Annotated in this window: 18 protein-coding genes; 16 read left to right on the top strand and 2 right to left on the bottom strand. The window is 54.7% G+C overall.

What is annotated here, in order from left to right; all coding sequences use genetic code 11:
• Positions 1-6 precede the first annotated feature (6 nt).
• From rsmH to B9Z46_RS12775, 16 genes are all read left to right on the top strand, one after another.
• The gene (gene rsmH / locus B9Z46_RS12850; RefSeq protein ID WP_108257045.1) at positions 7-939 is read left to right on the top strand and encodes a 16S rRNA (cytosine(1402)-N(4))-methyltransferase RsmH; all 933 of its coding nucleotides are present in this window, start codon (positions 7-9) and stop codon (positions 937-939) included.
• A complete protein-coding gene (gene ftsL, locus B9Z46_RS12845) occupies positions 936-1,256 on the top strand; it encodes a cell division protein FtsL (RefSeq protein ID WP_108257044.1) in 321 nt (106 codons plus the stop codon). Before rsmH ends, ftsL begins: the two co-directional genes overlap by 4 nt.
• Complete coding sequence (locus B9Z46_RS12840; protein WP_108257043.1) at positions 1,253-2,986, top strand: penicillin-binding protein 2; 1,734 nt, start codon at positions 1,253-1,255, stop codon at positions 2,984-2,986. The genes ftsL and B9Z46_RS12840 overlap by 4 nt, the downstream gene beginning before the upstream one ends.
• Positions 2,986-4,527 carry a UDP-N-acetylmuramoyl-L-alanyl-D-glutamate--2,6-diaminopimelate ligase gene (locus B9Z46_RS12835; protein WP_108257042.1) on the top strand — a complete coding sequence of 514 codons (1,542 nt, stop codon included), beginning with the start codon at positions 2,986-2,988 and terminating at the stop codon, positions 4,525-4,527. The genes B9Z46_RS12840 and B9Z46_RS12835 overlap by 1 nt, the downstream gene beginning before the upstream one ends.
• Positions 4,524-5,978 (top strand): UDP-N-acetylmuramoyl-tripeptide--D-alanyl-D-alanine ligase, encoded by a 1,455-nt coding sequence (gene murF / locus B9Z46_RS12830; RefSeq protein WP_108257041.1) that lies wholly within the window; start codon positions 4,524-4,526, stop codon positions 5,976-5,978. Before B9Z46_RS12835 ends, murF begins: the two co-directional genes overlap by 4 nt.
• Entirely contained in the window at positions 5,968-7,146 is a 1,179-nt protein-coding gene (gene mraY, locus B9Z46_RS12825; protein WP_108257039.1) for a phospho-N-acetylmuramoyl-pentapeptide-transferase, read from the top strand. The genes murF and mraY overlap by 11 nt, the downstream gene beginning before the upstream one ends.
• A gap of 2 nt (positions 7,147-7,148) precedes the next feature.
• Positions 7,149-8,663 (top strand): UDP-N-acetylmuramoyl-L-alanine--D-glutamate ligase, encoded by a 1,515-nt coding sequence (gene murD / locus B9Z46_RS12820; protein WP_108257037.1) that lies wholly within the window; start codon positions 7,149-7,151, stop codon positions 8,661-8,663.
• An 8-nt stretch (positions 8,664-8,671) separates the two neighbouring features.
• A complete protein-coding gene (gene ftsW, locus B9Z46_RS12815) occupies positions 8,672-9,946 on the top strand; it encodes a putative lipid II flippase FtsW (RefSeq protein WP_108257118.1) in 1,275 nt (424 codons plus the stop codon).
• The gene (gene murG / locus B9Z46_RS12810; RefSeq protein WP_055361645.1) at positions 9,943-11,004 is read left to right on the top strand and encodes an undecaprenyldiphospho-muramoylpentapeptide beta-N-acetylglucosaminyltransferase; all 1,062 of its coding nucleotides are present in this window, start codon (positions 9,943-9,945) and stop codon (positions 11,002-11,004) included. The genes ftsW and murG overlap by 4 nt, the downstream gene beginning before the upstream one ends.
• Positions 11,001-12,410, top strand: coding sequence for a UDP-N-acetylmuramate--L-alanine ligase (murC, locus tag B9Z46_RS12805; protein WP_108257117.1), 1,410 nt, complete (start codon positions 11,001-11,003; stop codon positions 12,408-12,410). The genes murG and murC overlap by 4 nt, the downstream gene beginning before the upstream one ends.
• Positions 12,407-13,384 carry a D-alanine--D-alanine ligase gene (locus B9Z46_RS12800; RefSeq protein WP_108257035.1) on the top strand — a complete coding sequence of 326 codons (978 nt, stop codon included), beginning with the start codon at positions 12,407-12,409 and terminating at the stop codon, positions 13,382-13,384. Before murC ends, B9Z46_RS12800 begins: the two co-directional genes overlap by 4 nt.
• The gene (locus B9Z46_RS12795; protein ID WP_108257033.1) at positions 13,381-14,169 is read left to right on the top strand and encodes a cell division protein FtsQ/DivIB; all 789 of its coding nucleotides are present in this window, start codon (positions 13,381-13,383) and stop codon (positions 14,167-14,169) included. The genes B9Z46_RS12800 and B9Z46_RS12795 overlap by 4 nt, the downstream gene beginning before the upstream one ends.
• A gap of 34 nt (positions 14,170-14,203) precedes the next feature.
• Positions 14,204-15,433, top strand: coding sequence for a cell division protein FtsA (ftsA, locus tag B9Z46_RS12790; protein ID WP_055361642.1), 1,230 nt, complete (start codon positions 14,204-14,206; stop codon positions 15,431-15,433).
• 129 nt (positions 15,434-15,562) lie between these two features.
• Positions 15,563-16,786: a cell division protein FtsZ gene (gene ftsZ / locus B9Z46_RS12785; protein ID WP_055361641.1), complete on the top strand. Its 1,224-nt coding sequence runs from the start codon at positions 15,563-15,565 to the stop codon at positions 16,784-16,786.
• A gap of 80 nt (positions 16,787-16,866) precedes the next feature.
• The gene (lpxC, locus tag B9Z46_RS12780) at positions 16,867-17,790 is read left to right on the top strand and encodes a UDP-3-O-acyl-N-acetylglucosamine deacetylase (RefSeq protein ID WP_055361640.1); all 924 of its coding nucleotides are present in this window, start codon (positions 16,867-16,869) and stop codon (positions 17,788-17,790) included.
• 9 nt (positions 17,791-17,799) lie between these two features.
• Positions 17,800-19,029, top strand: a complete 1,230-nt coding sequence (locus tag B9Z46_RS12775) for an MFS transporter (RefSeq protein WP_108257116.1) — start codon at positions 17,800-17,802, stop codon at positions 19,027-19,029.
• A gap of 83 nt (positions 19,030-19,112) precedes the next feature.
• Here B9Z46_RS12775 and ruvC read toward each other — a convergent pair whose 3' ends face one another.
• Entirely contained in the window at positions 19,113-19,661 is a 549-nt protein-coding gene (gene ruvC / locus B9Z46_RS12770) for a crossover junction endodeoxyribonuclease RuvC (RefSeq protein ID WP_108257031.1), read from the bottom strand.
• Positions 19,662-19,696: 35 nt separating this feature from the next.
• Positions 19,697-20,443: a monofunctional biosynthetic peptidoglycan transglycosylase gene (gene mtgA, locus B9Z46_RS12765; protein WP_108257029.1), complete on the bottom strand. Its 747-nt coding sequence runs from the start codon at positions 20,441-20,443 to the stop codon at positions 19,697-19,699.

Raw genomic sequence — 20,443 nt, 5'->3', positions numbered from 1 at the left:
GCCTGCGTGACGACTACTTGGCAACACACCACCGTCTTGCTCACTGAAGCGGTTGATGCATTGTTAGGCAATGCAGGCTTAACCGCCGAAAAAAATATTTATGTGGATGCAACCTTTGGTCGTGGTGGTCATTCACGTTTGATTTTGTCGCGTCTGCCAGAAGGTGCGGCCTTGATTGCTTTTGACAAAGATGTCGAAGCCATTGCTGAAGCTGCCAGCATCAAGGATGCACGTTTCTCCATTCGACATGAAGGTTTTCGCAACCTGGGCGAATTGCCCGCAGGCAGCATTGCCGGTGTATTGATGGACCTGGGGATCAGCTCCCCCCAAATTGACAACCCCGACAGGGGTTTTTCTTTTCGTTTCGATGGCCCCTTAGACATGCGCATGGACACCACGCGCGGTCAGAGTGTGGCCGAGTGGCTGGCCACTGCCAGTGTGGATCAGATCACGGAGGTTGTGCGTGACTATGGCGAAGAACGGTTTGCTTTTCCGATTGCAAAGGCGATTGTGGCTCGCAGACAAGAGCGGGGCCCAATTTCATCCACCGCCGATTTGGCCGGGATCGTGGCTAACACGGTCAAAACCCGCGAGCCGGGCAAGGACCCTGCAACGCGGACATTTCAGGCTCTTCGGATTTTCATCAACGCCGAGCTTGAGGAGCTTGAACAAGCGCTAGAAGCCAGCCTGGAAGTTCTCAAGCCAGGTGGCCGTTTGGTGGTGATCAGTTTTCATTCTTTGGAAGATCGCATCGTGAAGCAATTCATTGCGAAGCACTCCAAAGAGGTCTATGACCGCCGCGCACCTTTTGCAGTGCCTCAGGCCATGAAGTTGAAATCCTTGGAGCGCATTCGCCCAAGTGATGCGGAGGTATCAGCCAATCCGCGTGCACGCAGCGCCATCATGCGCGTGGCTGAAAGAACCGAGGTGACTGCATGACACGCCTCAATGTGTTCTTGGTCATTGCCATTATTTTCTCGGCCATGTTTTTGGTGCACAGCCATTACGAAGCACGCCGCTCATTCATGGCCTTGGAAGCTGCGACCAAAGAAGCGACACGCCTTGAGTTGGAGCACGAGCGTCTGCAAGTTGAGCGACGTGCGCAAGCGTCGCCTTTGCGCATTGAGCAAATTGCCAAACAGCAATTGCAGATGCGTTTGGTCACGCCTGGCATCACGCAATACGTGAAGCAACCTGCAGATGTGCAAGTGCCTGCGGCCAAGGCAGAAGAGAAGACATCGGGGGCAAAGCCATGAGCCGAAGTGTTCAGCTTTCATCCAGCCCTTTGCTTGCAAGCAAGACGCCTGTATGGCGCAGTAAATTGATTGTGGCCGCTATGGCCTTGGCCTTTGTAGGCTTGGCAGTGCGTGCATCGTATGTACAAGTTTTTGACAATGCATTTTTCAAGCGCCAGGGTGAAGTTCGCTTTGCACGCACACTGACATTGCCCGCCAATCGCGGCCGTATTTTGGATCGCAACGGATTGATTTTGGCATCCAGCGTGCCAGCGCCCAGTGTATGGGCCAATCCGGAAGAGATTGACCGCTCGCCAGAAGGTTTGCGTCAGTTGGGCAAGTTGCTGGAAATGTCGCCTGTCGAGTTGGCCAAAAAATTAGAAAACGAAGACAAGACCTTTGTGTGGCTACGTCGCCAAATGGACGAGTCGGTGGTGAAGGAAATTTTGGCCTTGAACATCAAAGGCATCTACACCATCAAAGAATACAAGCGCTTGTACCCCGAAGGTGAAGCGGCAGCCCACATTGTGGGCTTTACCAATGTCGAGGACAAAGGCCAAGAGGGCATTGAGTTGATTTTCCAAAATCAACTGTCAGGTAAACCGGGCGCACGTCGTGTCATCAAAGATCGCTTGGGTCGTGTGGTGGAAGATGTGGGCCAGATGACCTTGCCCGTTGATGGCGAGGATTTGCAGTTGAGCATCGACAGCAAAGTTCAGTTTTTTGCGTATCAAAAGTTACGCGAAGCGGTCCTAGACAACAAAGCCAAAGCGGGCAGTGTGGTGGTCCTAGATGCACAGTCGGGTGAAATTTTGGCTTTGGCCAATTACCCCAGCTATTCGCCCGATAAGCGTGTCAATTTGAGTGGTGAACAGCTGCGCAATCGCGCGTTGACTGACAGTTTTGAGCCTGGCTCCACCATGAAGCCTTTCACCATTGCGTTGGCCTTGGAGAGGGGTTTGGTTAAACCTGAAACCATCATTCAAACAGCCCCAGGCCGTATCAACATCACGGGCTCCACCATCACCGATGCGCATCCTCACGGTGCCTTGTCTGTGAATGAAGTGATTCAAAAGTCCAGCAACGTGGGCACGGTCAAAATTGCCATGCAAACCCAGCCACGTGAAATGTGGGAGATGTTCACTGCAGTCGGCTTGGGACAAAAACCGCAATTGCCTTTCCCTGGTGTGGTCAGTGGCCGCCTGCGCGCCGCCAAAACGTGGCGACCTGTTGAGCAAGCCACCATGAGCTATGGCTATGGTGTGTCGGTCAGTTTGTTCCAAATGGCGCGTGCGTACACCATCTTCGCAAGTGATGGCAAATCACTGCCTGCCACTCTGATTAAAAATGGCCAAGTCCCGGTGGGCGTTCCCGTGATCAGTCCAGAACATGCAGCGGCCATGCGCCACATGCTGAACATGGCTGCTGGCCCTGGTGGTACAGCGCAAAAAGCTCAAACAGTGGGTTACTCTGTAGGTGGCAAAACAGGTACGGCGCACAAGCAAGAAGGCAAGGGCTACGCCACTAAAAAATACCGCGGTTTGTTTGTTGGCATTGCGCCAATCGACAAGCCCCGTATCGTGGTGGCAGTGATGATTGATGAGCCTACCAATGGCCGCTATTACGGCGGTGACGTGGCTGCACCCGTTTTCAGTCAAACCGTGCAACAAAGTTTGCGCTTGTTGGGTGTGCAACCGGACATGAGCGTGAAGCCGCAAATTGTGGCCAATGGTGTGGAGGAGACGTTCTGATGCAAACCTTGCACAGTCCCTCTCAAGCCGCACAGTGGTTGCGTCAAAACGTGTCAGGTGTTTTGTGCACCGACAGTCGTGTCGTCAAAGCGGGTGATGCTTTCATTGCATGGCCCGGTGCTGCCACCGATGGTCGTGCTTATGTGGTGTCAGCTTTGGCCCAAGGTGCTGCGGCTTGTTTGGTGGAAGCTCAAGGCAGTGAGCAATGGACTGCAGAGTGGCTGAAAGCAGATGCTGATACACAGACAAAAATGGCCGCCTACCCAGGTCTGAAAGCAGACACCGGTTGGATTGCCGACGCCTATTACGAACAACCCAGCCAAGACTTGAAAGTCATGGCGGTGACCGGCACCAATGGCAAAACCTCCACCACCTGGTGGTTGGCACAAGCTTTGAATGCCCTCAACAACACAGCACGTTGCGCGGTGGTCGGAACTTTGGGTGTTGGCGAGCCACCTGCGTTGATGTCGACGGGCATGACCACCCCCGATCCGGTCTTGTTGCAAGCGCAATTGAGGAATTTTGTGGCAGCAGGTGTGACCCATTGCGCCATAGAAGCCAGCTCCATTGGCATTGCAGAACAGCGCTTGGCAGGCACACGCATTCAAGTGGCCATTTTTACCAATTTCACGCAAGACCATTTGGACTATCACGGCACCATGGCTGCTTATTGGCAAGCCAAACAAGCCTTGTTTGCTTGGCCTGATTTGCAAGTGGCCGTTGTCAATGTGGACGATGCGCAAGGCGCTGAGTTAGCCGTGCAACTGCAATCGCAAAAAAACCTCGACCTTTGGACCTGCTCAAGCCAAGGTAAACCAGCGCGTTTACAAGCTTTGAACTTAGAGCGCACAGCCCATGGCATGGCCTTTGATGTGCAAGAAGATCAGCAGCGTGTGCATTTGCAAACCCATTTGATGGGTGACTACAACGTCGACAATGTGCTGGGTGTGATGGCTGCGTTGCGTGCATTGCAATTGCCCTTGAACCAGGTGATCGAGGTCTGTGCACGTTTGCAAGCTGTGCCTGGTCGCATGGAAAAAGTGGTCGGTGTTGAAGGCATTGAACTGCCCTTGACCGTGGTGGACTACGCACACACGCCCGATGCAGTGATGCAAACTTTGTCCAATTTGAAGCGCGTTACGCAAAGCTTGAACACCAAACTGTGGTGTGTCTTGGGTTGTGGCGGAGATCGCGATGTTAGCAAGCGTCCCTTGATGGCGGCTGCCGCAGAAGCTGCGGCCGATCATGTGGTGCTCACCAGCGACAACCCACGCACAGAGTCACCTGCCGCCATTGTGCAAGACATGCTTCAAGGCATGAAGATGCCGCAGGCAGCCTACCAAGAACTTGATCGCGCCAAAGCCATTGCCTACGCGGTGATGCATGCGGACAAGCGTGATGTCATTTTGATTGCTGGCAAAGGCCACGAAGACACGCAAGAGATTGCGGGTGTGAAACACCCCTTCGACGACCGACTGCATGCGCACGAAGCCTTGGTCAGCCGTGCCAACACCATGGCTTCTATGGAGGTTCGCTCATGAACTTCACATTGGCCCAATTGCAAACTTGGCTGCCCATGGCTGTGCCAGTAGTAGGCACCTTGAAGGCTGATCAATTGAAATCCGTCTGCATTCAAGCAGTTCGCACGGACAGCCGCAGTGTGGTGGCTGGCGATTTGTTTGTAGCATTGAAGGGCGAGAACTTTGATGGCGCAGCTTTCTTGCTGCAAGCGCAAGCGCAGGGTGCTGTCGCCGTTTTGTTTGAAGCTGCCCAAGTCCAAAGTCCCGAGACCCAAAAGCACTTGGATGGTGTTCGCATTCCTGCCTTTTGTGTGCCGAATGCTCGCGCGGCCTTGGGCGAGTTGTCTGCGCAGTGGCGTCGGCAGTTTGACGTGTCCCTCATTGGTGTGACTGGCAGCAATGGCAAAACCACAGTGACGCAGATGATTGCGGCTGTGTTGCGCGCCGATGCCGCACACCCTTCGATGTCGACACAAGGTAACTTGAATAATGAGATCGGCGTCCCATTGACCTTGTTCAACTTGCGTGCGTCACATCAGCGTGCCGTGATTGAACTGGGCATGAACCATCCTGGTGAAATTGAAGTGCTGGCGCGTTATGCCCAGCCAACTGTTGGCTTGGTCAACAACGCGCAGCGTGAACATCAAGAATTCATGGCCACCGTGGAGGCCGTTGCGCGTGAGAATGGCGAAGTGATTCGCGCCTTGCCTGCACATGGTGTAGCCGTGTTTCCCGCTGTCGACGACTACACACCCTTGTGGCGCGAGTTGGCTGGCAACCGTCAGACCCTCACATTTGGATTTGAAGCCGGTGATGTTCAAGCCCACAACATTGCCTGGACCCACGGCGCTTGGCAATTCACCCTGGTGACCAAGGCTCAGTCCTTGCCATGTCGTTTGAACATTGCAGGCCGCCACAACGTCCTCAACGCTTTGGCCGCTACGGCATGCGCCTTGGCAGCTGGCATGAAGTTGGTCGACATTGTCAAAGGACTTGAGTCCTTTGAGCCTGTCAAAGGTCGCTCTAAATCATGCCAATGGCAAATTGCGGGGCACGCCTACACCTTGGTAGATGACACCTACAACGCCAATCCCGACTCTGTGCGTGCTGCCATTGACGTGCTCGCTGAATTGCCCGCACCGCGCTTGTTGGTGTTGGGGGACATGGGTGAGGTGGGTCAACAAGGACCTGAGTTCCATACCGAGGTGGGCGCTTATGCCCAATCGCGCGGCATTGATGCTTTGTTCACCTTGGGCAATTTGTGCGTGCACAGCAGCCGTGCCTTTGTGGGTGCGCGTCATTTTGAAACGATGGAAGCTTTGCAAGCGGCAGTTGTGTTGCACATGCCTGCGTGCAAAAGCGTGGTGATCAAAGGATCCCGATTTATGAAAATGGAGCGCGTGGTGGAAAGCTTGCGCGTGCTGACCGAGTCAGCTCAAGCAACCGAAAGAGAGTCCTTACATGCTGCTTAATTTGGCGCAGTGGTTGCAAACCTTGTCCCCTGAGTGGGGCTTTTTGCGGGTGTTTCAGTACATCACGTTCAGGGCGGTGATGGCCGCTTTGACCTCGCTCTTGATTGGCTTGATTGCAGGTCCCGCTGTGATTCGCCATTTGACATCTTTGAAAATTGGTCAGCCTGTGCGCGGCTATGGCATGGAAAGTCACTTGGCCAAAAGTGGCACACCCACCATGGGCGGTGTACTGATTTTGCTGTCGATTGCCATCAGTACCTTGTTGTGGTTCGACTGGACCAATCGCTTTGTCTGGATTGTGCTCGTCGTCACTTTGGGATTTGGTGCCATTGGTTGGGTTGACGATTGGCGCAAGGTGGTGAACAAAGATCCTGAAGGCATGCGTTCACGCGAAAAATATTTCTGGCAATCTGTGATTGGATTGCTGGCTGCGTTCTATTTGGTTTTCAGCATTTCTGAGAGCTCCAATTTGCGCGTGCTCGATTTGTTTGTGAAGTGGGTCATCTCCGGATTTGATGTGAACTTGCCCCCCAAGGCCGGCTTGCTGGTGCCTTTCTTCAAAGAGATCAGCTACCCCTTGGGTGTGTTTGGTTTCATGGTCATGACCTATTTGGTCATTGTGGGTTCAAGCAATGCGGTGAATTTGACCGATGGTTTGGATGGTTTGGCCATCATGCCTGTGGTGATGGTGGGCTCTGCCTTGGGCGTGTTTGCCTATGTGACCGGCAGCTCTGTGTATGCCAAGTACTTGTTCTTGCCTTACATCCCAGGCACAGGTGAGTTGATGATTTTTTGCGCTGCCATGGCTGGTGCAGGTTTGGCCTTCTTGTGGTTCAACACCCATCCTGCACAAGTCTTCATGGGTGATGTCGGTGCGTTGGCTTTGGGCGGTGCATTGGGCACCATTGCCGTCATCGTGCGTCAAGAAATTGTGTTGGCCATCATGGGCGGTATTTTTGTGGTGGAAGCTTTGTCGGTGATGCTGCAAGTGACTTACTTCAAGTACACCAAAAAGAAATATGGCGAGGGTCGTCGCATTTTGAAGATGGCGCCTTTGCACCATCACTTTGAAAAGAGTGGTTGGAAAGAAACCCAAGTGGTTGTGCGTTTTTGGATCATCACCATGCTGCTGTGCTTGGTGGGTCTGTCGACTTTGAAGCTGAGATAAGCATGAACTATCTTCAAGGCCAACACATTTTGATTTTGGGGCTAGGCGCTTCAGGCCTGGCCATGGCGCGCTGGTGCGCGTTCGCAGGTGCAGAAATCACCGTGGCAGATACGCGTGAAGCACCGGCCAATTTGGCCATCTTACAAAGCGATTTGCCCCAAGTGCATTGGGTTTCGGGTCCTTTCAGTGCCAGTCTGGTTGAAGGCAGCGCCATTCGTGCTGTGTTTGCAAGCCCTGGTTTGGCACCTGCCGATACAGCCCCTGTGTTGGATGCTGCCAAGTCCATGGGGCTGTGGACGGGTGGCGAGCTGACCTTGTTTGTGCAAGCCCTCGAGAAACTCAAGGCCACACTCGACTACACCCCCAAAGTCTTGGCCATCACGGGCACCAACGGCAAAACCACGGTGACCGCATTGACCGGCCAATTGATTGAGCGCGCTGGCAAAACAGTCAAGGTGGCCGGCAACATTGGCCCCACCTTGTTGGACACCTTGCGTGAATGTGTGGACGACGCCTTGCCTGAAGTGTGGGTGCTCGAGTTGTCGAGTTTCCAATTGGACAACGCAGGACCGTTTGAGCCAACTGCGGCCACCGTGCTGAACGTCACCCAAGACCATTTGGATTGGCACGGCAGCATGGACGCCTACGCTGCTGCCAAAGAAAAGATTTTTGGTGAACAGTCTTTGATGCTGTTGAACCGCGACGATGCGCGTGTCATGGCCATGCTGCCAGACCCCATCCGCGCTAAGCTGCAAAAACCCATTGTTCGAGAACACATCACCTACGGTGCTGGTATGCCCGAGCGGCCAGGTGACTTTGGTTTGGAAACCGTCAACGGCATGACCTGGTTGGTGCGGGCTTTGGAATCTGATGAAACACGTCGCCTGCGCAAAGGGGAAGTGGAAGAGATTCACATTCAACGCCTGATGCCAGCCGATGCATTGCGCATTCGCGGTCGTCACAATGCCGTGAATGCTTTGGCTGCTTTGGCTTTGGCCAGTAGCACGGGAAGCAGCTTGGCTTCGATGTTGTTTGGTTTGCGTGAATACAAGGGCGAGCCGCACCGAGTGGAATCAGTCGCCATCGTCAATGACATTGAATATTTTGACGACAGCAAAGGCACCAATGTGGGCGCCACCGTGGCTGCGTTGGTGGGCTTGGGTTCTGAGCGCCGCGTGGTGGTGATTTTGGGTGGCGATGGCAAAGGCCAAGATTTCTCGCCACTGGCCGAACCCGTCTCTCGTTACACGCGTGCCGTGATCTTGATCGGCCGCGATGCTCCCCTTATCCGTGACGCGTTGTCACTGTGTGGTGTGCCCTTGATCGATGCCGCCACATTGCCCGAGGCTGTCAACGCAGCCAAAGAGGTGGCCCAAGCAGGCGACGCTGTGTTGCTGTCGCCCGCTTGTGCAAGTTTTGACATGTTCCGTGACTACCCTCACCGCGCGCAAGTCTTCTGCCAAGCTGTGGCAGAGATTGCAGAGGCAGCCGGCCAAATTGTGGAGACCTCTCAATGAGTGAATGGATGGCACGTTTCACTGCTTGGAGCGCTGGCTTGTTCAGCCGCGCCGGCGGTGGTGCGTCCGTTCAGGCCGCAGGTGATGGCGGCTTGCCAGTTAATTTGGGCAGCTATGACTACGCCAAAAATGGTGCTGCGCAAGGCAAGATTCAGAACATTGACCAAGCCTTGGTGTGGGTGGTGGTGGCCTTGCTGATGTGGGGCATGATCATGGTGTACTCGGCCAGCATTGCCATGCCAGACAACCCCAAGTTTGCGCGCTACTCCCAAACGCATTTCCTGGTCCGTCATGTCATTTCCATCGTGATTGGATTTGGTGTGGCTTTGTTGGCTTTCCAAGTGCCTTTGGAAATGTGGGAAAAAAATGCGCGGCCTCTGTTCATTTTGTCTTTGGTCTTGCTGGCAGCCGTGTTGCTGCCTTTCATTGGCAAAGGTGTGAATGGCGCACGCCGTTGGATTTCCTTGGGGGTGATGAACTTTCAGCCCTCTGAATTTGCCAAGCTGGCCGTCATCATTTACGCATCCGATTACATGGTGCGCAAGATGGAAGTGAAAGAGCGCTTCTTCCGCGCGGTGTTGCCAATGGGCGCTGCTGTTGGCTTGGCCGGTATATTTTTGTTGGCCGAACCCGACATGGGCGCTTTCTTGGTGATCGCCATCATTGCCATGGGCATTTTGTTCTTGGGCGGTGTGAATGCCCGCATGTTCTTCTTGATCTTGGCGATCTTGGTGTTTGCATTTGCCATGATCATTGCCGCATCGCCCTGGCGCCGTGAACGCATTTTTGCGTACCTCGATCCTTGGGATCCCACGCATGCCTTGGGCAAAGGTTATCAGTTGTCGCATTCACTCATTGCCATTGGCCGCGGCGAAATCTTTGGCGTGGGATTGGGGGGCAGCGTAGAAAAACTGCACTGGCTGCCCGAAGCGCACACCGATTTCTTGTTGGCTGTGATTGGCGAAGAGTTTGGACTGGTGGGCGTGATTGCCGTGATTGGCATGTTCTTGTGGCTCAGCCGCCGCATCATGGTGATTGGCCGTCAAGCTCTGGCTTTGGACCGCACATTCCCAGGTTTGGTGGCACAAGGTGTGGGCATCTGGATTGGATTCCAGTCCTTCATCAACATGGGCGTGAACTTGGGCGCGCTGCCGACCAAAGGTTTGACTTTGCCCTTGATGAGTTATGGCGGCTCGGCCATTTTGCTCAACATGGTGGCCATTGCCATCGTGCTTCGCATCGACGCCGAAAACAAACAGATGATGCGAGGGGGTCGTTCATGACGCGCTGCGCACTCATCATGGCTGGCGGTACCGGTGGGCATATTTTCCCAGGCTTGGCCGTGGCCGAGTCTTTGCGTGATGCGGGTTGGCGCGTGCATTGGTTGGGCGTACCCGGCAACATGGAAAGTCAATATGTACCGCAACGTGGCTTTGCATTTGAGCCTGTTGAATTTGGTGGTGTGCGCGGCAAAGGTCTGCTCAGTTTGGCATTGCTGCCTATGCGTCTGCTCAAGGCATTTTGGCAAAGTCTGCAAGTGGTTCGCCGTGTGCAGCCCCACGTGGTGGTGGGCTTGGGTGGCTACATCACTTTCCCAGGCGGCATGATGTCTGTTCTGATGGGCAAGCCCTTGGTCTTGCATGAGCAAAACTCGGTCGCGGGCTTGGCCAACAAAGTGTTGGCCGGTGTGGCCGATCGCATCTACTGCGCATTTCCAGACGTGCTGAAAAAAGGCGTGTGGGTGGGCAATCCCTTGCGTCAGAATTTCTTGAACAAACCTGCACCTGCAGCCCGATTTGCGGGCCGCACGGGTCCTTTGAAAATTTGGGTGGTGGGTGGCAGTTTGGGTGCACAGGCCCTGAATGAAATCGTGCCTCAAGCGCTGGCCTTGATGCCTGCAGATCAGCGGCCCGTGGTGGTGCATCAAAGTGGGGCCAAACAAATTGAGGCCTTGCGCAACCATTACCAACAAGCTGGCGTGCAAGCAGAACTGACGCCTTTCATTGATGACACCGCACAAGCCTTTGCCGATGCCGATCTGGTCATTTGCCGTTCTGGGGCCAGCACCGTGACCGAAATTGCGGCGGTAGGTGCGGCTGCCATTTATGTGCCATTCCCATTTGCGGTGGACGATCACCAAACGACCAATGCGAATTTCTTGGTTCAACAGGGTGCGGGCTGGCTGATGCCACAAGCCCAGCTCACGCCTGAAACTTTGGCGGCCCGTTTGGCCAGCCTGACACGTGAAGAATTGTTGGCCTGTGCCGAAAAAGCATGGGCTTTGAAGAAGACACAAGCCACTCAAGAAGTGGTGGCAGCTTGCGAGGCATTGGCCGCATGAAACACGCCATTCGTCATATCCACTTCATAGGCGTCGGTGGCGCCGGTATGAGCGGCATTGCAGAAGTATTGTTGAATTTGGGTTACACCATCTCGGGCTCTGATCTGTCCGACAGCAGCACCTTGCGCCGTTTGGCTGCATTGGGCATCCAAACGCATGTAGGCCACAGTGCAGACAACGTTCAGGGCGCTGACGCCGTGGTCACTTCAACGGCCGTCAAAGCCGACAACCCTGAAGTGCTGGTGGCCAAGGCACGCCACATTCCAGTGGTGCCACGCGCCGTCATGCTCGCTGAGTTGATGCGCATGAAGCAAGGTGTGGCCATTGCGGGCACCCACGGCAAAACCACCACCACCAGCTTGGTGGCCAGCGTGTTGGCAGAAGGCGGACTCGATCCCACGTTTGTGATTGGCGGTCGCTTGAACAGTGCGGGCACCAATGCCAAGCTCGGAACGGGTGACTACATCGTGGTGGAAGCAGACGAATCGGACGCTTCTTTCTTGAATTTATTGCCTGTGATGGCGGTGGTGACCAACATCGATGCCGACCACATGGAGACCTACGGCCACGACTTTGAAAAATTGAAGTCGGCATTTGTTGAATTTTTGCACCGCATGCCCTTCTACGGCACGGCCATTTTGTGCAGCGATGACCCTGGCGTGCGCAGCATCCAAGACAAGCTGGCCAGGCCTGTGACCACCTACGGCATGAAAGAAGGCGCACAAGTCCGCGCGGTGGATGTTCGGGCCGAAAACGGTCAAATGCATTTCACCGTCCAACGCCGCAACGGTGTGGTTTTGCCCGATTTGCCCATCGTGCTGAACTTGCCGGGTGATCACAATGTGCTGAATGCCTTGGCCGCCATCTCGGTGGCCGTTGAATTGGGTGTGGACGACGCGGCGGTTCAGCGTGCCTTGGCCCACTTCAAAGGTGTGGGTCGCCGCTTCCAGCGCTATGGCGAAGTGAAGCTGTTGAACCAAGCCGGAAGCTTCACGTTGATCGACGATTACGGTCACCATCCAGTTGAGATGGCCGCCACTTTGGCAGCGGCCCGCGGCGCCTTTCCAGGCCGTCGTTTGGTGCTGGCATTTCAGCCGCATCGCTACAGCCGAACACGCGATTGCTTTGAAGATTTTGTGCGCGTGATCAGCCACGGTGCCGACCACGTTTTGTTGTCCGAAGTTTATGCAGCAGGTGAGGCGCCCATCGTTGCAGCGGACGGTCGATCTTTATCTCGTGCTTTACGCATCGCAGGCAAAATTGAACCCGTTTTTGTCGATAAAATTGAAGGCATGGCGCAGGCTATTTTTGACAATGCAAAAGACGGTGACATCGTCATTTGCATGGGTGCCGGCTCCATCGGCGCAGTGCCTGCCCAAGTTCAAAAAATGGGAGGTGTTGCATGAGCAACGCACCAGCCCATTTCGGTAAAGTGGCCGTGCTGATGGGCGGTCAATCAGCCGAGCGCGAAGTCTCCTTCATGTCTGGCAATGGTGTGCTCAATGCGCTGCGCAGTCGCGGTGTCGACGCCCATGCTTTCGACCCTGCCGAACGCAATTTGGCCGATCTCAAAAAAGAAGGTTTCCAGCGCTGCTTCATTGCATTGCATGGCCGCTTCGGTGAAGACGGCACAGTGCAAGGCGCACTCGAATTGCTGGGCATCCCCTACACCGGCTCTGGCGTCATGGCCTCTAGCATCGCCATCGACAAAACCATGACCAAACGCGTGTGGTTGTCTGAGGATGTTCCCACCCCTCGTTATGTCTTGCTCAAGCAAGACAATTTGGGTGAGCAGGCGCAAGCCCATGTGATTCAAACTTTGGGCTTGCCCCTCATCGTGAAACCAGCGAGAGAAGGCTCGTCGATTGGTGTGGCCAAAGTTACGCAGGCCAGCGAATTGCCTCAAGCCCTGAAGGCTGCCGCAGCATGCGATACCGATGTGCTGTGCGAGCAGTTCATTGCTGGCGATGAGGTCACGTGCCCTGTGTTGGGTGAAGGCGAAACAGCCCAGGCCTTGCCCGTGATCCGCATTGTGGCGCCCGCCGGTAATTACGATTACCAAAACAAATATTTCACCGACGACACGCAGTACTTGGTGCCGTCTGGTTTGCCCGAATCTGAAGAAAAGGCCATTCAAGCCCTTGTGGTGAAGGCCTACCAAGTGCTGGGCTGCAAAGGATGGGGCCGTGTCGATGTGATGATCGATGCGCAAAGTCGCAAGCCTTATTTGCTAGAAATTAACACCTCACCCGGCATGACGGGTCACTCTTTGGTGCCCATGTCAGCCAAAGCTGCGGGCATGGATTACGAAAGCCTGTGCATGCACTTGTTGGCCCATGCGGGTCTTGAGCACTCTTCATCAGCTGGGGGCTTGGCATGAAAAAGCCGCTGGTCTTGCCCATGGATGTGCGCTTGATGCAATGGACGTCAGGATTGATGTTTGCCCTGGCCCTCATCATGTGCGTGGCCAGTGGCATTGGCTGGTTGCTGCGCCATCCGGCTTTCTCCATTCAAGGCATCACGGTGCGCGGCAATGTGACACACAGCAATGCGGTGACATTGCGTGCCAATGTGTTGCCGCAACTGACAGGCAACTTCTTCACTTTGAATTTGCTGCAAGCCCGTCAAGCCTTTGAGCAAATTCCTTGGATTCGTTCGGCACTGGTTCGCCGCGAATTTCCCAACCGTTTGTCGGTCACCTTGGATGAATTCCAGCCTGTGGCGCAATGGGGCACTGAAGGTGATGGCAAGTTTTTAAGTGCCGAAGGTGCCGTGTTTGAAGTCAATGCCGACGATGTGGACAGCGATGCATTGCCCACCCTGAAAGGGCCCGAGTCGCAGGCGAAAACGGTGTGGGAAATGTTCCAGTACCTCAAGCCTTTGATGGCCAAGATGGACATGCCACTGGATAAGTTGGAGCTCAGTCAGCGCGGCAGTTGGTCTGCGCAACTTGAGTCGGGTGCCAGCTTGGAATTGGGGCAAGGCACGCAACAAGAGTTGGGTGACAGATTGAAACTGTTTTCGAAAACATTGACCCAGGTGGCGTCACGCTACGGCCGCACCACTACGTCATTGTTGTCGGCAGATTTGCGTTATGAAAGTGGTTACGCCTTGAGGTTGCGGGGCGTCAGCACTTTGGCGGTAGATGGTTTGAAAAAACCTTGATCGATTGAAGATATAGACAAGAACGGTTGGACATATGGCAAAAGAATACAAAGATTTGGTGGTCGGTCTCGACATTGGCACGTCCAAGGTCATGGTCGTCGTGGCCGAGGTCATGCCAGGTGGAGAATTGAAACTGGCAGGCATGGGCGTGGCCCCAGGTAATGGTTTGAAACGCGGCGTGGTGGTCAACATCGACGCCACGGTGCAAAGTATTCAGCAAGCTTTGAAAGAAGCCGAGTTGATGGCGGATTGCAAAATCACACGCGTCAACACCGGCATCACTGGAAGCCACATTCGCGGTTTGAATTCAAGTGGCATGGTGGCGGTTAAAGACAAAGAAGTAACGCCAGCCGATGTGGCGCGCGTGGTTGAAACAGCGCGTGCCATCAACATCTCCACGGACCAGCGTTTGTTGTTGGTCGCACCGCAAGAATTTGTGATTGATGGCCAAGATGTGAAAGAGCCCATTGGCATGAGCGGCATGCGCCTTGAAGCCAAGGTGCACATCGTGACCGGCGCTCAAAGCGCCGCAGAAAACATCATCAAGTGCGTGCGTCGGTGCGGCTTGGAAGTGGACCAGTTGCTGCTCAATCCTTTGTCTTCCAGCTTGGCGGTGTTGACCGAAGACGAGCGTGAGTTGGGTGTGGCCTGCGTAGACATTGGCGCTGGCACCACCGACGTGGCCATTTTCACCAACGGCGCCATTCGCCACACGGCGGTGATCCCGATTGCAGGCGATTTGATCACCAGCGACATTGCCATGGCTTTGCGCACCCCTACCAAAGATGCAGAAGACATCAAGGTCGAAAGCGGTTGTGCCAAACAATTGTTGGCCGATCCCGAAGCTCAAGTGGAAGTGCCCGGCTTGGGCGATCGCGCACCGCGCATGTTGTCTAAGCAAGCTTTGGCCGGCGTGATTGAACCCCGCGTTGAAGAAATCTTCTCGCTGGTTCAGCAAGTCATTCGCGAATCTGGTTACGAAGAGGTCTTGTCGTCCGGCATTGTGCTCACTGGCGGAAGCGCAGTGATGCCCGGCATGGTGGAACTGGGCGAAGACATTTTCTTGAAGCCCGTTCGCCGCGGCGTTCCCAAATACAACGGCGCGCTGTCTGACATGGTCAGCCAGCCCCGCGTGGCCACCGTGATGGGCCTGATGGAAGAAGCCCGTTTGGCCCGCTTGCGTGGCTTCAAAGTTTCGCAGAAGAAGGGTTCGATGAACAACGCCTTCACTCGCTTCAAAGATTTCATCGTGGGTAACTTCTGATGGATTGGCGCAAACTTTACTTGGCAAGGGGGAGTCCACATCAGCGATGTTGAAACCCTTTTAAACCCATAAAAATAAAATTTTCAAAATTAAATATTCAGGCAACTGCAACAGTTTTAGGAGAGCACCATGAGCATTGAAATGATCCAAGTCGAAGAGTTCAATCAAGGAACGCAAATCAAAGTGATCGGCGTGGGCGGCGGCGGCGGCAACGCTGTTGAGCACATGATCGAGCGCAACGTTCAAGGCGTTGAATTCATTTGCGCCAACACCGATGCACAAGCATTGGCACGCAGCGCAGCGCACCGCTTTATCCAGCTGGGTCATACCGGTTTGGGTGCAGGTAGCAAACCAGAAAAAGGCCGTGATGCAGCAGAAGAGGCTGTGGAAGACATTCGCGCGGCCATCGAAGGTGCACACATGTTGTTCATCACAGCCGGTATGGGCGGCGGCACAGGCACTGGCGCTGCACCAGTGATCGCACGTGTTGCTAAAGAGATGGGCATCCTGACCGTGGGTGTGGTCACCAAGCCTTTCGACTTTGAAGGCGGTCGCCGCATGCAAAGCGCCGAAGCAGGTTTGGCCGAACTCGAAGCCAACGTCGATTCATTGATCGTGGTGCTCAATGAAAAGCTGATGGAATTGCCAGGCGGCGAAGACATGACCCAAGACGAAGCTTTTGCGCACGCCAATGACGTGCTCAAAAATGCGGTGGGCGGTATTGCAGAAATCATCAACGTACCTGGCCACGTGAACGTCGACTTTGAAGACGTGCGCACTGTCATGGGCGAACCCGGCAAAGCCATGATGGGTACGGCTTCTGCCAGTGGCCCAGACCGTGCACGCATTGCTTCTGAGCAAGCGGTGGCTTGCCCATTGCTCGAAGGCATCGACTTGTCTGGCGCCAAAGGCGTGTTGGTGTTGATCAGTGCGGCCAAAGGCTCCCTCAAATTGAGCGAGTCCAAGCAAGCCATGAACACCATCCGTGCCTATGCTTCTGAAAGCGCACACGTCATTTACGGTACAGCTTATGACGAAAGCCTCGGCGACGAAATTCGCGTGACCGTGGTGGCCACTGGCTTGTCAAGCCAAGGTGCTCGCCGTACAGCGCCTCCATTGCAAGTTTTGCGCACAGGTACCGACAACGTGCCTTTCACTGTAGACACTGGCGATGCTGTGTCCCCCACACTGGGTGGTCAAAACGCCGCCTTGGGTGGTGACTATGGCCGTTTGAACACACCAAGCGTGTGGCGCACCAACCGCACGCAGGCTGCTGCCAAAGTCGACGGTATGGCCTCTGCTGGCATGGACGACATTGAAATTCCAGCCTTCTTGCGCAAGCAAGCTGACTGATTTTCAATTGGCATCGCGTCAGAGTGGGTCTGCAAAACCCTCTTTGTGCAAGCTTGGGCTTGAGAATTTAAAATCAACCCATGCTTGCTCAAAGAACCCTTAAAACCCTCACCCAGGCCGTGGGTGTGGGTTTGCACAGCGGTCAACGGGTTGAGCTGACCCTGAGGCCTGCGCCAGTCGACACCGGCATTGTGTTTCGGCGTGTCGATTTGGCCGAACCTGTCGACATCCACATCAATGCACTCAGCGTCACAGACACGCGATTGGCCTCCACCATTTCCAGTGGCCAAGCCAAGGTGCACACGGTTGAACATTTGATGTCTGCCTGCGCAGGCTTGGGCATTGACAACCTGATCATCGACATCACGGCTGAAGAAGTGCCCATCTTGGATGGCTCGGCTTCTTCCTTTGTGTTTTTGTTGCAAAGCGCTGGCATCGAACTTCAAAAAGCACCGAAAAAATTCATCCGCGTGCTCAAAACCGTTGAAGTGCGTGAAGGTCAAGGCGAGAACGTCAAGTGGGCCAAACTAGAACCCTACGACGGTTATCGCCTGAGCTTTGAAATTGAATTTAAGCATCCCGCAGTCGACTCCACAGGTCAGCAAGTGGTGTTTGACATGGGGCGCGATGTCTATGCCCGCGACATTGCACGGGCCCGCACTTTTGGTTTCACCAAAGACGTTGAAATGCTGCGCTCCAATGGCTTGGCCTTGGGTGGTGGCTTGGACAATGCCATTGTGATGGACGACTACAAGGTCTTGAACAGCGATGGTTTGCGTTACGACGACGAGTTCGTGAAGCACAAAATTTTGGACGCCATGGGGGACCTGTACATCATTGGCAAACCTTTCATTGCCAGCTACACCGCTTTCCGTTCTGGCCATGCCATGAACAACCAATTGCTTCGCGCCTTGCTCGATCAACCCGATGCCTATGAAATCGTCAGCTTTGACGATGTCAAAAAAGCACCCGAAGGATTTGCCTTGCCTGTGCGTGCTTGGTAATTGCAAGGCATGAACACGGCTGCCCAGTCTTCTTTGCGCGATTTGCTGTCGCACCAACCCTTCTTGCGTTTTTGGCTGGCGCGTTTGGCCGGTATCTTGGCCACGCAAATGTTGATGGTGGCTTTGGCCTGGCACATGTACGAAATCACGGGCAGTGCCTGGGACCTGGGTTTGGTGGGATTGTTTCAATTTGTGCCCGCGCTGATCTTGACATTGCCTGCTGGGCAAATTGTGGACCGTGTTCACAAGGTCCACATCTACGCCACGTGCATGCTGGTCCAAACAGCCGTAGCCGGTTTGTTGGTTTGGGGCACCGCCACCGATCAAGTCACGCGCGAGTTGGTGTTGTTCATCTCAGCTGTGCTGGGCATGGTGCGCTCTTTTCAAATGCCCACACAACAAGCACTTACGCCGCACTTGGTGCCCAGTCATCTTTTGCAACGCGCAGTGGCCTTGAGTTCCACAGGCGTACAAACAGCCGTCATTGGCGGGCCTGCGCTGGGCGGTATTTTGTACGCCATGCATGTGAATGCGGTGTATGTCACATGTGCAGCCTGTTTGTTCATTGCTTTTTTATTGGCCTTGACCGTTCGCTACGACCACAAGCCTTCCAAAGCAGCCGCTGATTTGCGCAGCGTGTTGGCAGGTGCTCACTTTGTGTGGCATCACAAGGTCTTGTTGGGCGCCATTGCCTTGGATTTATTTGCTGTGCTGCTGGGAGGCGTCACAGCGCTCTTGCCCATTTATGCCAAAGACATTTTGCACACAGGCCCTGAAGGCTTAGGACTCTTGCGTTCATCACCTGCTGTGGGTGCTTTGTTGATGGCGGTCGTTTTAACGCAGTGGCCCATCGAGCGGCGCGTGGGCCGTTGGATGTTGATTGCCGTGGGCGTGTTTGGTTTGGCCAATTTTGTATTTGGCATCTCAACGCACTTTGTGTTGTCGATGGCGGCTTTGATGGTGGCCGGCGCTGCAGACAACGTCAGCGTGGTGACGCGCCTGACGTTGCTGCAACTGGAAACACCCGATGACATGCGCGGCCGTGTTGCCGCCGTCAACTCGATTTTCATTGGTGCTTCCAATCAGTTGGGCGAGTTTGAGTCGGGTACGACAGCAGCCATGTGGGGGCCCGTTGGCTCTGCGATTTTTGGGGGCTTGGCCACAGTGGGTGTGGCCGTGGCTGCAGTGAAGTTCTTCCCCGAGTTGGCCAAGCGCGACCGCATGGTCATGCCCAAGTAAAACAGCTCTGACAGATAGCCTTCAAGCGGACTTGCGCAATGAGGCAACTGCTAATGGGTTCAGTTGCTGAATGGCTGGGCTGCTTAATGGCTTCGCCCATCACGGTACATGCCGTGGGTCTTGCGATTGAGCACATCCAATGCCGCCAGCTTGTTCATGGACGGACTGGCATGCGCATGCGTGATGGCCAAACCCAGCGCATCGGCTGCATCGGGACCCGGCACCGAAGGCAACTTCAGCATGCGTTTCACCATCTCTTGAATTTGTGACTTGGCGGCACGGCCATGTCCGGTGATGGCCTTTTTCATTTGCAAAGCGGTGTACTCGGCCACAGGCAAATTGCACGTCACCAAAGCTGTGACGCAACAACCGCGCGCTTGTCCCAGTAGCAAGGTGGCTTGCGGATTGACGTTGACGAACACAATTTCGACCGAGGCTGCGTTGGGTTGGTAGCGCTGGTTGATTTCGACAATGCCGTCGTAAATCACCTTCAAGCGATTGGGCAAGTTGCCTTGCTGAACTTTGTCCGTGCGAATGACGCCACTGGCCACATAGGTCAGTTTGGAGCCGTCCACATCAATCACACCAAAACCAGTGGTTTGAAGGCCGGGGTCAATGCCAAGAATTCTCATGGGTGGATTGTGATGGCTAGAGGGTGAGAGGTGACTCAGGGTACCGCAACATCGTTCATGCGCGCCATGATGGTTTGCGCACGGTCGCTGAGGTAGACCGATTGCGGCAGCTTTTCAAAGTAGCGGGGTCGCGGCAGCATCACGGCCAAGCGGGCAGCCTCCCATTCGGTGAGCTGGCTGGCAGACTTTTGAAAATAATGCCGCGCTGCTGCTTCTGCGCCAAACACGCCGTTGCCCCATTCCACATGGTTCAGGTAGAGCGTGAGGATTTTCTTTTTGGACAAGAAGCTTTCCAAGGCCACCGTGATGACCCATTCTTGGCCTTTGCGAATCAGGGTTCGCTCGCCACTGAGCAATAGATTTTTGGCCAATTGCTGGGTGATGGTAGAGCCGCCCACAATTTTGGGGGCCGCCACTTTGCCATTTTTCTTTTGCGCAGCCTGCGCTTCTAGTTTGGCTTGGGCTTTGGCATTTTTGCTCCACGCTTTTTCCACAGCATCCCACCACACGCCGTTGTGGCTGGTGAAGGCGCTGTCTTCGGAGGCCAGCACGGCGCGTTTGAGCGGTTTGGCGATTTGCTCAGAAGGCATCCAAGTTTGGCGCCACAACAAGCGACCTTGGCTGCTCACAATTTGCCAGGCTTGTGAACGTTCAAATGCGGTAGAGGAGGGATCGACCACCGCCATGAAACCCACGCGTCCAATGAAAAACAATTGCAACAAGACGAAGCCAGCCAATAGCAACAAAAGCCATTGTTTGAATGCGTAGAGTGCGTAGCGCAT

The sequence above is a fragment of the Limnohabitans sp. Hippo4 genome, assembly GCF_003063605.1.
Taxonomy (GTDB): Bacteria; Pseudomonadota; Gammaproteobacteria; order Burkholderiales; family Burkholderiaceae_C; genus Limnohabitans_A.
This window is presented reverse-complemented; position numbering and strand designations above follow the sequence as displayed.

What these genes read in the sequence shown, in the direction of transcription:
- mraY (WP_108257039.1), top strand. Translation starts at nt 5,968, where the DNA reads ATGCTGCTTAATTTGGCGCAGTGGTTGCAAACCTTGTCCCCTGAGTGG.
- lpxC (WP_055361640.1), top strand. Translation starts at nt 16,867, where the DNA reads ATGCTTGCTCAAAGAACCCTTAAAACCCTCACCCAGGCCGTGGGTGTG.
- ftsZ (WP_055361641.1), top strand. Translation starts at nt 15,563, where the DNA reads ATGAGCATTGAAATGATCCAAGTCGAAGAGTTCAATCAAGGAACGCAA.
- ftsL (WP_108257044.1), top strand. Translation starts at nt 936, where the DNA reads ATGACACGCCTCAATGTGTTCTTGGTCATTGCCATTATTTTCTCGGCC.
- ftsA (WP_055361642.1), top strand. Translation starts at nt 14,204, where the DNA reads ATGGCAAAAGAATACAAAGATTTGGTGGTCGGTCTCGACATTGGCACG.
- murD (WP_108257037.1), top strand. Translation starts at nt 7,149, where the DNA reads ATGAACTATCTTCAAGGCCAACACATTTTGATTTTGGGGCTAGGCGCT.
- ruvC (WP_108257031.1), bottom strand. Translation starts at nt 19,661, where the DNA reads ATGAGAATTCTTGGCATTGACCCCGGCCTTCAAACCACTGGTTTTGGT.
- murF (WP_108257041.1), top strand. Translation starts at nt 4,524, where the DNA reads ATGAACTTCACATTGGCCCAATTGCAAACTTGGCTGCCCATGGCTGTG.
- B9Z46_RS12835 (WP_108257042.1), top strand. Translation starts at nt 2,986, where the DNA reads ATGCAAACCTTGCACAGTCCCTCTCAAGCCGCACAGTGGTTGCGTCAA.
- B9Z46_RS12840 (WP_108257043.1), top strand. Translation starts at nt 1,253, where the DNA reads ATGAGCCGAAGTGTTCAGCTTTCATCCAGCCCTTTGCTTGCAAGCAAG.
- B9Z46_RS12795 (WP_108257033.1), top strand. Translation starts at nt 13,381, where the DNA reads ATGAAAAAGCCGCTGGTCTTGCCCATGGATGTGCGCTTGATGCAATGG.
- ftsW (WP_108257118.1), top strand. Translation starts at nt 8,672, where the DNA reads ATGGCACGTTTCACTGCTTGGAGCGCTGGCTTGTTCAGCCGCGCCGGC.
- B9Z46_RS12800 (WP_108257035.1), top strand. Translation starts at nt 12,407, where the DNA reads ATGAGCAACGCACCAGCCCATTTCGGTAAAGTGGCCGTGCTGATGGGC.
- murG (WP_055361645.1), top strand. Translation starts at nt 9,943, where the DNA reads ATGACGCGCTGCGCACTCATCATGGCTGGCGGTACCGGTGGGCATATT.
- mtgA (WP_108257029.1), bottom strand. Translation starts at nt 20,443, where the DNA reads ATGCGCTACGCACTCTACGCATTCAAACAATGGCTTTTGTTGCTATTG.
- murC (WP_108257117.1), top strand. Translation starts at nt 11,001, where the DNA reads ATGAAACACGCCATTCGTCATATCCACTTCATAGGCGTCGGTGGCGCC.
- B9Z46_RS12775 (WP_108257116.1), top strand. Translation starts at nt 17,800, where the DNA reads ATGAACACGGCTGCCCAGTCTTCTTTGCGCGATTTGCTGTCGCACCAA.